The organism is Nocardioides sp. (genome assembly GCF_031397825.1).
GTDB lineage: Bacteria > Actinomycetota > Actinomycetes > Propionibacteriales > Nocardioidaceae > Nocardioides.
The window spans coordinates 1-11947 of the sequence record NZ_JANNML010000110.1 but is presented as its reverse complement, the minus strand read 5'-3'; the positions used below and the strand labels follow the sequence as shown (position 1 = coordinate 11947).

The following is an 11947-nucleotide window of genomic DNA, read 5'->3' as shown; positions in this document are numbered from 1 at the left end:
CTGCTGGAGCCGATGTTCGCCGTCGAGGTGATCACGCCCGAGTCGTTCCTGGGCACGGTCATCGGTGACATCAACAGCAGGCGCGGTCAGATCCAGGCACAGGAGGAGCGTCACGGTGACATGGTCATCAACGCCCTCGTGCCCCTGTCCGAGATGTTCGGGTACGTTGGCGACCTGAGGTCCAAGACCTCCGGGCAGGCCTCCTACTCGATGGAGTTCGACTCGTACGCCGAGGTTCCCACGAACATCGCCGAAGAGATCGTGAAGAAGGTCCGCGGCGAGTAACCGCCGTACGACCGTCGGCACCAGCACGTCAGTACCAGTCCCCAGTAAGAAATCACACCAGGAGGAGCCCCCGTGGCTAAGGCGAAGTTCGAGCGGACCAAGCCGCACGTCAACATCGGCACCATCGGTCACATCGACCATGGCAAGACGACGCTGACCGCAGCGATCACCAAGGTCCTGCACGACAAGTACCCGGACCTGAACGCCGCTTCGGCGTTCGACGAGATCGACAAGGCTCCTGAGGAGCGTCAGCGCGGTATCACCATCTCCATCGCGCACGTCGAGTACCAGACCGAGGCGCGTCACTACGCCCACGTCGACTGCCCGGGTCACGCGGACTACATCAAGAACATGATCACCGGCGCGGCCCAGATGGACGGCGCGATCCTCGTGGTCGCCGCCACCGACGGCCCGATGCCGCAGACCAAGGAGCACGTGCTGCTCGCCCGCCAGGTCGGCGTCCCCGCCCTGGTCGTGGCGCTCAACAAGTGCGACATGGTCGACGACGAGGAGCTCATCGAGCTCGTCGAGATGGAGGTGCGTGAGCTCCTCACCGACTACGAGTTCCCGGGCGACGACATCCCCGTGGTCCGCGTGGCGGCCTTCCCGGCGCTGCAGGGCGACGCCAAGTGGGGCGAGTCGATCATCGAGCTGATGGACGCCGTCGACACCGCGATCCCCACCCCGGAGCGCGAGACCGAGAAGCCGTTCCTCATGCCCGTCGAGGACGTCTTCACGATCACCGGTCGTGGCACGGTCATCACCGGCCGCATCGAGCGGGGCATCGTCAAGGTCAACGAGGAGGTCGAGATCATCGGCATCCGCGAGACCTCGCAGAAGTCGACGGTCACCGGCGTCGAGATGTTCCGCAAGCTCCTCGACGAGGGCCAGGCGGGCGAGAACGTCGGTCTGCTCCTCCGTGGCACCAAGCGCGAGGACGTCGAGCGCGGCATGGTCGTGATCAAGCCGGGCACGACCACCCCGCACACCAACTTCGAGGCGAACGTCTACATCCTCTCGAAGGAGGAGGGCGGCCGTCATACGCCGTTCTTCAACAACTACCGTCCCCAGTTCTACTTCCGCACCACGGACGTGACCGGCGTCGTGACCCTCCCCGAGGGCACCGAGATGGTCATGCCGGGCGACAACACGGAGATGATCGTCGAGCTCATCCAGCCGATCGCCATGGACGAGGGCCTGCGTTTCGCGATCCGTGAGGGTGGCCGCACCGTCGGCGCCGGCCGGGTCACCAAGATCACCAAGTGATCCTCGCGCCCTAGGCGCAGCAGCAGCACCCGCTCCACCAGGACGGCCCCGGACCTCGTGTCCGGGGCCGTCCTGCGTTGAACGCCGAGTCGGCGCGATGTTGCAGAGCGGACGCCGAGTCGGCGTGATGTTGCAGAGCGGACGCCGAGTCGGCGTGATGTTGCACGGACTTGCCGGTGGGGCGTGCAACATCGCGCCGACTCGGCGACGAATCGTGTCCGTCGTACGACGTCCGGGAGGATGACCCCCATGAACGACCGCGTGACGCAGACCCGCCCGCACCGCAAGCTGACCGACGACGGTCGCCGGATGCGCGAGGTGCTGAGCTACTCCCGTCGCGGCAGCCGCTTCACCCCCAGCCAGCAGGAGGCGTGGGACGCCCACCACGAGGGTTGGGTGATCCCCGACGCCGCCGTCGACCAACCCGACTTCACGTGGACGCCGTGGTTCGGGCGCGAGGCGCCGCTCGTCATCGAGATCGGCAGCGGCGTGGGGGAGGCGACCGGGGTGCTGGCCGCGGCCCGCCCCGACTGCAACGTGCTGGCGATCGAGGTCTGGCTGCCGGGCGTCGCGGCCAGCCTCGCCGAGGTGGCCTCGGCCGGGGCCGACAACGTGCGCTTCTGCTCGGTCGACGCCGTGTGGGCGATCGAGAACCTCGTGGCGGCAGGCGGCATCCGGGAGCTCTGGACCTTCTTCCCCGACCCGTGGCCCAAGACCCGCCATCACAAGCGCCGCATCGTCTCTCCCGACTTCGCCGGCCTGGTCGCCTCCCGGCTCGAGCCTGGCGGCACCTGGCGGCTGGCGACGGACTGGGCGGCCTACGCCGAGCAGATGCTCACCGTGCTCGACGCCGAGCCCGGCCTCGAGGGCGGGGCGGTCGAGCGTTGGTCGGAGCGACCCGTCACCAAGTTCGAGCGCAAGGGACGGGCGGTCGACCGCGACATCGTCGACCTCGCCTACCGCCGCGTCGGCTGAGCCCTAACGACCGCCCGCGGGCGGCGCCTCGAGGAGCGCGAGCTCCTCGTCGACGTGCGGGTCGTGCTCGCCGATCGCGGTGAGCTCGGCCTTCAGCGCGCGCTGCATGAGGAGTGCGTCGGTGGTGCGGTCGAGGTGACGCAGCGCCCAGGCCACCATCCAGCGGGCGATCCGGGTGCGCCCGGCGTGTCCCTGGCGCTCGCGGGCTCCCCACGCGTTCTCGAACGCCGCCAGCGCGTCGTGCCACTCGCCGGCGTCGGCGTGGGCCATGCCGATGTTGTTGAGCAGGGAGGCGTCCCAGTCGCGGGCGCGCAGGTCCTTGCTCGCGCGCGCGATGCGGAGCGCCTCCTCGTGCAGGGCGCTCTGCTCGTCGCGGGGAGCGTCGAGCGCCAGCATGTGCAGCGCGTCGACGTGCACCTCGTCGCAGCCGACCGCGGCAGCGACGGCCGCCTCGAGCTCCGGCCGGGCGTCGTCCGGGAGCCCCCGGGTGCGCAGGATCCGGCCGCGCTCGAGGTGGATCCGCGCGGTCACCTCGGAGTCCACCGCCGTGGTGGCGGCCAGCAGCCCCAGCCCGTCGTCATAGCGACCCTGGAGGCCGACGGCCCTCGCCAGCTGCGTCATCAGGACGTGCTGGTCGCGCGGGCTCGCGCCGCGGATCGCCAGCCGGAAACGCGTCTCGGAGGCCGCCGGGTCGTCGAAGTCCCAGAGGGAGGTCAGGTCGAGCACGCCCCCATCTTGCCGTCTGAGGCTGCCGGGGGGGTCAGCCTGCCTCGACGACGCGCCAGGGGTGGAGGATCCAGCGGTCCCGGAGGCGTTGCTCGAAGCGGTCCGACGCGCGGGCCAACCTTCCTGGGACCGGGGGTGTCCTCATCCCCTGACACCCCCCTCGGAGAGGATCATCCCCATGACAGACCCGTGGTCAGGGCTCACGTTCAGTGAGTTCATGAGCGCGCGGTGGAGCCCGCTGTTCCGCACCGCCTACCTCCTCACGGGGGACCGGCACGAGGCCGAGGACCTGCTCCAGTCGGCCCTCGCCCGCACGTGCGTGCGGTGGGACTCCATCCGCGACAAGGGCGCCGCCGACGCCTACGTCCGCACCGCGATGCTGCACCAGATGTCGCGCCAGTGGCGCAAGAGCCGGCGCGAGGTGCCGACCGACGACCTGCCGGACGCGGGGCACGCGGGAGGGCTCGACGTACGAGCCGACCACCTGGCGCTCTGGGCCGAGATCCGTCGGCTGCCCCCGCGGATGCGCGCCACGCTCGTCCTGCGCTACGTCGAGGACCTCACCGAGGCCGCGACGGCCGCCGAGCTCGGCTGCTCGGTCGGCACCGTCAAGAGCCAGACCCACCACGCCCTCCAGCGGCTGCGTGCCGCGCTGCCCGACCTTCAGCTCGTCCAGGAGATGTCATGACCCGCACCGAGATCCAGACCGCGCTCGACGAGGTGGGCGGGGCGGTCACCGTGCCCGAGATCGACTGCCTGGCCTTCCAGGTCCGGGTGCGCGCCGAGCGCCGTCGTCGTACGACGACCCGTGCGCTCGCTGCCACCGGTGTCGCGGCCGCGGTGGTCACCGCCGCCGGGGTCGCCCTGAGCGGCACCGTCGGCGGTGCCGACGACTCCTCCCACGTGACGAACGGATCCTCCGCCGGGCCGAGCGCTGCGGGGCTGAGGGAGACGGTGTGGTTCGTCCGCGACGGCGAGCTCACCGCACTCGACCCCACGGGCCGCCTGCACGACCTGGGCGTGGCCTCCGAGGGGGTGGTCGGCTTCACCAGCGAGCGGGTCTTCGCCCTCGACGACGAGAGCCGCCTGGTGGTCCGGGCCGTGACCTACGAGGGCGAGACCCGTGCGGCGACGTTCGCCGAGGAGCGCAGCCCCGTCGCCGGGGCCGTGAGCAGCGTGGCGTTGTCCGGCGACGGGCGCTACCTCGGCTGGCTCGACCTGTCCGGGACCGCGCGACGCCTCGACCTCAAGGCTGGTCGGGTCGACCTGCGGGTCGAGGTCGGCGCCAACAGCACCGTCACGAGCGTCGGCGCCGATGGGCTGCTGGTCTCGGAGGACGGCGACCTGTCGCTGCTGGGTGACGGCCCCGCGGTGCCCGTGCCGGTGCAGGGCGATGGCTACGGCGTGGCCTCCGACCTCGCGAACGGCTACGTGCTGGTGCAGGACCGGGACGGGCGCTCACGCCTCTACGACATCAACGACGGTGCCACGCTCGAGCGGACCTTCGACGGCTCCGCGGAGCTGGGGCCCTACGGCGAGCGGGTCGCGGTGCTGGCCGAGGAACCCGGTGAGGGGTCGGGCCTCACCGTCTGGGGCGGCGAGGCGATGGCGGTGGCGGGGCTCGAGGGTCGCGTCGAGCAGGCGAGGTGGGCCGATGAGACCACCCTGCTCGTCTCCGCCCGCGACGGCGACGGCTCCGCGCTCTACGTCTGTGACCTGGAGCTGCGCTGCTCGGCTCTGCCGGTCGACGGCGAGGTCAACCTCGGCGAGTGAGACGCTCCCGCAGCTCCGCCTCGCGCCGCAGCCGGGCCTGGTCTCGCTCGCGTCGAGAGGCGATGACCGCGGCCAGGAAGTCTTCGGGTCGGGTGTGGGGCGGGGGAGCGGGGGCGACGTGGTGGCGGACCTCGTCGGCGAGCCGGGCGCCGATGCTCGCCCGGGCCGCCGGGTCGATGCCGGCCGAGCGGCCGAGGAACTGGCGGACGGCGAGCGCCAGGCCCGTCGGCAGCGAGGTCATGTCGGCGCTGCGCGCCCAGCTCGCGAGGTAGGGCGGCATGAGTGCCGGCGGGGCGAGCTGCAGACGCACCCGGTCGTGCACGACGTAGGTCCCTGCTGCGTAGTCACCCAACCGCTTGCCCCGGCTGCTCAGCAGCGCGGAGAAGAACGCCGGCACGCCGCTGAACGCGTAGACCTCCACGAAGCCGATCAGGGCACGGATGAACGCGTGCTGGACGGTGATCGGGCCGGCGTCGTCGCGGACCGTGCGCAGGCCGAGCGCGAGCTTGCCGAGGCTGCGTCCGCCCGTCAGCGTCTCCATCGCGGTCGGGTAGACGAGGAAGACCGTGATCAGGGTGCCGATCAGGGCCACATGGGCCAGCGCAGCGTCGGTGTCGATCGCGGCAACCAGGGCCACGAGGATCACACCGACCAGCAGGACGACGGTCGCCAGCAGGTCGATGAGGCCGGAGGCGATGCGGGCGCCGAGGCTGGCGGCGGGCAGGTCGAGCGCGACCGCCTCGCCGGTGACGAGGTCGTCGGTGGTCAGGGTCGCGAACTCCGGGGACATCACGACCAGTCTAGGTCTGCTCCAGTCGGGCGGGGCCGGGGTGACGGTGCCTAGAGTGGGCGCGTGGACCTCGACGCCTACGTGCTCGCGCACGCCCACGAGTGGGAGCGCCTCGACACCCTGGTCCGCACCCGCCGGCTCAGCGGCGCGGAGAGCGACGAGCTGGTCGAGCGCTACCAGCAGGTGGCCACGCACCTGTCCGTGGTGCGCACGTCGGCGCCCGACGCCTCGTTGGTCGCCCACCTCTCGTCGCTGCTCGCCCGGGCCCGCAACCGCGCCGTCGGCACGCGCGCGGCCTCGTGGCGCGGCGTACGCGTCTTCTTCGTCGACCGGTTCCCGGCCGCGCTCTATCGGCTGCGCTGGTGGTGGTTGGGCTGTGTCGCGGCCAACGTGGTCGTGGCGGCCGTGATGATGTGGTGGCTCCTCGACCACCCCACCGTCGAGCAGACGCTGCTGTCGCCCACAGAGGTCGACCAGCTGGTCAACGAGGACTTCGAGGGCTACTACAGCGAGTACGCCGCCAGCCACTTCGCCGCCCAGGTCTGGATCAACAACGCGTGGGTCTCGGCCCTCTGCATCGCGCTCGGGATCCTGGGCTTCCCGGTGGTGCAGCTGCTCTTCAGCAACATCCTCAACCTGGCGATCATCGGCTCGGTGATGATGCGCGCCGACCGCGGCTCGCTGTTCTGGGGTCTGATCCTGCCGCACGGCCTGCTCGAGCTGACCGCGGTCTTCGTGGCCGGCGGGGTGGGGCTGCGGCTGTTCTGGTCGTGGATCGAGCCCGGCGGGCTGACCCGCCCGCAGTCCGTCGCGCGGGAGGGCCGCACCGCGGCCACCGTCGCCCTCGGGCTGGTCGTGGTGCTCGCGGTCAGCGGCGTCATCGAGGCGTTCGTGACCCCCTCGGGCCTGCCGACCTGGGCGCGGATCTCGGTCGGGGTGCTGGCCGAGCTGGTCTTCCTCGCCTACGTGTTCGTGCTCGGCCGCAACGCGGCCCGCCGCGGCTTCACCGGCGACCTCGACGCGAGCTTGCTCGAGGACCGGGTCGCGACGCAGGCGTGAGGCTGGTCTGGCGCCGCCCCTTGTAACACGTCGTCATCTCATCTACCCGCCCGCTGCAACGGTCTCGTAGATGGGGTAACGACGTGTTACATGTCCTCGGCGCCGCTCAGCCGAGCGCCACGACCGCGAGCACGAGCGCCAGCACGGCGCACAGCCCGCGCAGCCGGTCGACCGCCAACAGCCGACGCAGCAGCGCGGGGTCGGGGGTGAGCAGGCGGCCGTGGATGGGGGCGGCGGCAACGGCGGTGACGACGAGCGAGCCCGTGGCGGCGAGGACCGCGGCGACACCGAGAGGCCCCGGGGAGGACGCGAGCAGCCAGGCACCTGTGGCCACCAGACCGGCGTACGTCACCCCCACCAGGGGCACGATGAGACGGCTGTGGCGGGCGTGCGCGTCGCTCCACGACGACGCCGGCACCCGGGCGAGCACGGGGTAGACGAGCACCGTGACGGTGAGCTGGAAGCCGGCGTGCAGCGCGGCGGCGAGGGCGAAGGCGACGCCGGCCGTGATCACCCGGCCCTCACCGGGTGACGAGCCGGGCCGCGAGCACGGCGCGGGCCGCGCGCTCACCGCTCACCATGGCGCCCTGGATCGAGCTGGTGTCGCGGTGGTCGCCACACATCACGATGCCGCGGTCGATCACCACGGGCCGCCGCTCCGAGAAGGGCGCCAGCTGCACCGGCAGCGCGTGCGGGATCTCCTGGCGCGCGATAGAGCGCCAGCGGGTGGTGCTCGAGCCGAGCAGCTCCCCGGCGTGGCGCGTGATCTGCTCCTCGGTCGGCGCCGCCGTGCCCGGGTGCAGAAGCGCGGAGGCCTGCACGAGGTGCAGCCCCTCCGGTGCGTACGACGGCGCCACGGTCGACACGACAGCCGTGTTGAGCACGGGGCCGGTCGCCCGGGTGCGGGCGTCGACGTGGAGCAGCCCGCGGTGCGTGGGCAGCTCGTCGGTGGCGAACCAGTGGGTCACGACGCCCTTCATCACCGGCGTGTAGGCCCGGGTCAGACGGGTCGCCTCGGGAGCGGCCGTCGCGACGACGACATGGCGGGCCCGGACGGTCTCGCCCGACACCGTCAACGTGTAGTCGCCCGAGGACCCCTCGAGCGACTCGACCTCGCGACCCAGCTGGACCCGACCGGTCAGTGACGCGGCGAGCTGCTCGGGCAGCGCTTGCATGCCGGCGGCGGGCAGGCCCGGCACGCCGGTGGCGAAGGCGCGGGTGAGCAGCAGGGCGTAGGCGGCCGAGGTGGACTGGTCGTCCTCGAGCAGGACGCCGGCGAGGAAGCGCTCCAGGACCGTGCGGAGCTCGCCGTCCATCCCGACGCGGTCGAGCGACTCGCGCAGGCTCCCGTCGACCGAGCGCGGCAGCCGGGTCGCGAGCCGGCCGCGGCCCACGCTGGCCCGGGCCAGCGGCGCCAGCCACCGGGCCATCGCGACGCCCTCGCGGGGCCGGCTGGCGACCGAGCGCAGCGTCGTGCCCACGAGGCGCGGCTCGCGCACCGGGTGGCCGAGCTCCTGGAGCCCGTGGTCGAGGAGCGCGGCGACACCTGCGGGGAAGGACTGCAGCTTCAGGGCCGCGACGTCCACCGACCGCTTGACGGCGGGGTAGCCGGGGTTGAGCAGCTGGAAGCCGCGGTCCACGAGGAAGCCGTCGACCACGTCGGTGCGGATCCGCCCGCCGACGGCGTCGGAGGCCTCCAGCACCCGCACCTCGAGCCCGGCGCGGGTGAGCGCCCGCGCCGCCTGCAGGCCGGCCAGGCCGGCACCGACGACGGCGACGTCGAGGTCGTGACCCGCCATGTCAGCGGCCGCCGAAGCGGTCGACGTAGGCCACCACGCGGTTGAACATCGAGGTCACCGACGCCAGGTCGGCCACCCCGGGGGCGGGACGCTCGGCGAGGTCGTAGAGCACGGGGGCGGCGTCGTGGGGGAGGGCCTCACCCGCCACCTGGGTGCAGATGCGCGAGGCGTCGCGCACGGCGGCCGGCTCCACGGTCCAGATGGCCTCGAAGACGCGGTCGCGGTCGCGCACGTCACGCTGTCCGGGCAGCTCCCACGCGGTGAGGGCGACCGGGAGGTCGACGGCGTCGCAGATGACCGCCCACTCGCGACGCATCGGGGCGTCCAGCGCCAGCGGCACCTTGACCGGCGAGCTGCCCGGCTCCTCAATGTCCCAGTCGGCGAACACGAAGGCCGACTTCGCGACGCGGGCGAGCTCGACCCAGCGGTCGTGGGCGGGGTCGTAGTTCTTGCCGGCCTGGAAGGCACCGAAGATGTGCGCGCGGTCGGCCTTGGCGCAGAACTCGTCCTCGATCGCCCATGACAGGGCGAGCAGGGTCGACTTCTTCAGGCGGTGGGTGGCGAGGTGGGGGTGGAGGCGGCGCAGGCCGGCGAAGACCGACGGGGCGGGGGGAGCGACGTCGAGCAGGGCCGCGCTGGTCGTCTCGCCGATCGCGACGTCGAGGCGTACGCCGGCGTCGCGGCGGCGTACGACCTCGAGCACCGCGTCGACGTCGGACTCGGCGTAGCGCCGGTGGCCGCTGTCGAGCCGTCGTGGGCTGGGGAAGCCGTGTCGCTGCTCCCACATCCGCAGGGTGGCCGTGCTGAGCCCCGTGCGCTCGGCGAGGTCTCCGATCGTCAGTGACGAATCAGTGGGCTCGACCACTTGCGCAAACCTAGACATCGTGTTCATGCTGTCACTGTACTTCCTCAACAGGCTGTTGAGGAAGTTGTGGAAAAACTCTTTCAGGAAGCGTGATGACGATGAGCAGTCAACCGATGGACAGCACGAACAACGAGGTCGTCGACTGGACCGACCTCGGGGCGCGGATGTGGAGCTTCCTCACGGGGCGTGAGGCGGCCATCCACTACCGGTTCGAGGACATGGCCGTGGAGGTCCCGCGCGACACCGGCCCGAGCTCGCCGCGGGCGACGTGGAAGATCAACGGCACGCTGACGATCACCACCAGTGACCAGGGTCAGCGCGTGCCCCCGGCCCGGGACCCGTCATGACCCTCACCCTGGCCGCCGACCTCGAGTTCGAGATCGAGCGCCCGGGCAACGACCCGGTCCGCGGACGCCTGCGCGGCTCCGGCAACCGGATGACGCTGGAGGTCGACGACCCGGGGGCGTTCGCCGGCGCCGGTGACGCGGTCTCCGTGCGCTCCATCGCGGAGACCCTGGCCACGCAGGGCCTCGTCATCCGCGTGGTGCACCGAGGCGACCACCTCGTGTCGTTGGGCGACGTCTCCGCGCCGTGGTGGCAGCGACGCGTGACCGGCACCCGTCGGATCCGGCTGGGCAGCCTGCGCGGCGTCTGGACCTCGGCGCGGTCGCGAGCCCGGGGCACGGCTCCGGTGCTCCCCGGTCCGGGGCTGCTGCCACCGGGCACGGTCCTGCCGCTCTTCCCGACCATGCACCGCCTCGCGCGCCGCGGGGTCGGCACCACCCACGACCCAGCCCGTGGTGGCGGGGCACGGCTCGTGGTGGCGCCCGAGACGGTGGGGCCGGAGGAGCGCCAGCAGATCTTCTGGCTCGAGGACGGGATGCTCATCGGCTCCGACCCCGGGTGCGACCTGGTGCTCGCGGGCCTCGAGCCCGTGCACGCCCGGATCGTGCACGACGACCGCGACGAGTGGGTCATCAAGGCGATCGAGGGGATCACCCGCGTGCACGGCGCCCCGGTCGTGGCCCAGATCCTGCGCACCGGAGCCCGGGTGGAGCTCGGTAGCCACCGGCTGGCCTACTTCCGCGAGGAGTTCGCCGACCACGGCCGCCCCTTCGGCGGCCGCATCGGTGGGGAGGCGGGTCACCAGGTCCCGCAGCCCCCGCGCGAGGCCGTCACCGACCAGCACCCCGGCCAGCACCCCGGCCAGCACCCTGACCAGCACCCTGACCAGCACCGGGACACCACCGCCTGAACGGAGAGTCAGAGCAGTCCCTGCGCCTTGAGGTGCAGGTAGTGGTCGGCCAGGGCAGGCGGCAGCCGATCGGCGTCCGCATCGACGACGTCGACGCCGAGCGCGGCCAGCAGCTCCGCCGTACGACGTCGGCGCGCGAGCACCTGCTCGGCCGCGGCGGCGTCGTAGACCTCGTCGATCGACTGGCGGGCCGCGGCGAGCCGGTCGAGCGCCGGATCCTTCACGGAAGCCAGCACGACCCGGTGGTGCCGGGTGAGCGCGGGCAGCACGGTCAGCAGGCCCTCCTCGATCGCGGACGGCTCGAGCGGCGTGAGCAGCACGACCAGGGCGCGCTGGCGTCCCATCGCCTGGACCGCGCCCGCCAGCGAGTCCCAGTCGGCCTCCGCGATGACCGGCTCGAGGTCGGCCATCGTGTCCTGCAGGCGCGCCACGATGTCGCGGGCGCCGGCCGAGCGCACCCGGGCCCGGACCCGGCGGTCGCCGGCCACCACGTCGACCCGGTCGCCGGCCCGTGCCGCGAGGGCGGCGAGCAGCAGGGCCGCGTCCATGGCGGAGTCGAGGCGGGGCACGTCGTCGACCCGCCCGGCCGAGGTGCGGGAGGTGTCGAGGACCAGGACCACGCGACGGTCGCGCTCGGGCTGCCAGGTGCGCACCACGACGTTGCGGTTGCGGGCGCTGGCTCGCCAGTCGATGGAGCGTACGTCGTCGCCGCGGACGTATTCGCGCAGCGAGTCGAACTCGGTGCCGGCGCCGCGGATCCGCACCGCCGAGCGACCGTCGAGCTCGCGCAACCGGGCGAGCCGCGAGGGCAGGTGCTTGCGCGACTCGAACGGTGGCAGCGATCGGACCACCCCGGGCACGTCGAGGGTGGCCTGCCGCGTAGCCAGCCCGAGCGGGCCGGGGATCCGCACGGTCACGCCGACCGCGCGGAGATCACCGCACCGGCGCGGGCACAGGGCGGTGCTGAGCGTCGTGGCGTCCCCGGCCGGGAGCCGGACCTGGTGGCGGTTGCCGCTCGCCCCGGCTGTCGGCTGCCAGGCGTCACGGACCAGGGCCCGCACGGTTCGTGTGCCGGGGTTGACGACGGTGAGACGCGACTCGGCGGCGGACCCGAGCCGGACGGACCCGACGTCCGCACGACGCAGGACGAGGGT

General features: G+C 72.5%; 13 protein-coding genes and 1 pseudogene. 8 read left to right on the top strand and 6 right to left on the bottom strand.

The window, feature by feature from the left end; all coding sequences use genetic code 11:
* The 3 genes and pseudogenes from fusA to trmB all read left to right on the top strand — a co-directional run.
* A pseudogene (gene fusA, locus RMN98_RS09760) lies at window positions 1–285 on the top strand (elongation factor G); the annotation flags it as partial.
* 72 nt (window positions 286–357) lie between these two features.
* On the top strand, window positions 358–1551 hold the full coding sequence (gene tuf, locus RMN98_RS09755; protein ID WP_309648622.1) for an elongation factor Tu: 1194 nt from the start codon (window positions 358–360) through the stop codon (window positions 1549–1551).
* Window positions 1552–1800: 249 nt separating this feature from the next.
* Window positions 1801–2526 carry a tRNA (guanosine(46)-N7)-methyltransferase TrmB gene (gene trmB / locus RMN98_RS09750; protein WP_309648621.1) on the top strand — a complete coding sequence of 242 codons (726 nt, stop codon included), beginning with the start codon at window positions 1801–1803 and terminating at the stop codon, window positions 2524–2526.
* 3 nt (window positions 2527–2529) lie between these two features.
* On the opposite strand, the gene RMN98_RS09745 is transcribed toward trmB, so the two are convergent.
* Entirely contained in the window at window positions 2530–3252 is a 723-nt protein-coding gene (locus tag RMN98_RS09745; protein WP_309648620.1) for a hypothetical protein, read from the bottom strand.
* Window positions 3253–3430: 178 nt separating this feature from the next.
* On the opposite strand from RMN98_RS09745, the gene RMN98_RS09740 reads away from it, so the two are divergent.
* A complete protein-coding gene (locus RMN98_RS09740) occupies window positions 3431–3940 on the top strand; it encodes a SigE family RNA polymerase sigma factor (RefSeq protein WP_309648619.1) in 510 nt (169 codons plus the stop codon).
* Window positions 3937–5025, top strand: coding sequence for a hypothetical protein (locus tag RMN98_RS09735; RefSeq protein ID WP_309648618.1), 1089 nt, complete (start codon window positions 3937–3939; stop codon window positions 5023–5025). The genes RMN98_RS09740 and RMN98_RS09735 overlap by 4 nt, the downstream gene beginning before the upstream one ends.
* On the opposite strand, the gene RMN98_RS09730 is transcribed toward RMN98_RS09735, so the two are convergent.
* Complete coding sequence (locus tag RMN98_RS09730) at window positions 5009–5815, bottom strand: RDD family protein (RefSeq protein ID WP_309648617.1); 807 nt, start codon at window positions 5813–5815, stop codon at window positions 5009–5011. The two genes, RMN98_RS09735 and RMN98_RS09730, sit on opposite strands and share 17 nt — an antisense overlap.
* A 63-nt stretch (window positions 5816–5878) precedes the next feature.
* Between RMN98_RS09730 and RMN98_RS09725 the strand changes: the two genes are divergently transcribed.
* A complete protein-coding gene (locus RMN98_RS09725; RefSeq protein ID WP_309648616.1) occupies window positions 5879–6874 on the top strand; it encodes a stage II sporulation protein M in 996 nt (331 codons plus the stop codon).
* Window positions 6875–6980: 106 nt separating this feature from the next.
* Here RMN98_RS09725 and RMN98_RS09720 read toward each other — a convergent pair whose 3' ends face one another.
* The 3 genes from RMN98_RS09720 to RMN98_RS09710 are packed head-to-tail and all read right to left on the bottom strand — an operon-like array spanning window position 6981 to window position 9538.
* Window positions 6981–7445 carry a hypothetical protein gene (locus tag RMN98_RS09720; RefSeq protein ID WP_309648615.1) on the bottom strand — a complete coding sequence of 155 codons (465 nt, stop codon included), beginning with the start codon at window positions 7443–7445 and terminating at the stop codon, window positions 6981–6983.
* Window positions 7396–8673 carry an NAD(P)/FAD-dependent oxidoreductase gene (locus RMN98_RS09715; RefSeq protein WP_309648614.1) on the bottom strand — a complete coding sequence of 426 codons (1278 nt, stop codon included), beginning with the start codon at window positions 8671–8673 and terminating at the stop codon, window positions 7396–7398. Before RMN98_RS09715 ends, RMN98_RS09720 begins: the two co-directional genes overlap by 50 nt.
* Window position 8674: 1 nt before the next feature.
* Window positions 8675–9538: a DICT sensory domain-containing protein gene (locus RMN98_RS09710; protein ID WP_309648613.1), complete on the bottom strand. Its 864-nt coding sequence runs from the start codon at window positions 9536–9538 to the stop codon at window positions 8675–8677.
* Window positions 9539–9651: 113 nt separating this feature from the next.
* Here RMN98_RS09710 and RMN98_RS09705 point away from each other — a divergent pair, with 113 nt between their 5' ends.
* Both RMN98_RS09705 and RMN98_RS09700 read left to right on the top strand, forming a co-directional pair.
* A complete protein-coding gene (locus RMN98_RS09705; protein ID WP_309648612.1) occupies window positions 9652–9885 on the top strand; it encodes a hypothetical protein in 234 nt (77 codons plus the stop codon).
* Window positions 9882–10793, top strand: a complete 912-nt coding sequence (locus tag RMN98_RS09700; RefSeq protein WP_309648611.1) for an FHA domain-containing protein — start codon at window positions 9882–9884, stop codon at window positions 10791–10793. Before RMN98_RS09705 ends, RMN98_RS09700 begins: the two co-directional genes overlap by 4 nt.
* Before the next feature lie 8 nt (window positions 10794–10801).
* On the opposite strand, the gene RMN98_RS09695 is transcribed toward RMN98_RS09700, so the two are convergent.
* Window positions 10802–11947: DUF58 domain-containing protein (locus RMN98_RS09695; protein ID WP_309648610.1), on the bottom strand; the 1146-nt coding region annotated here is incomplete at its 5' end.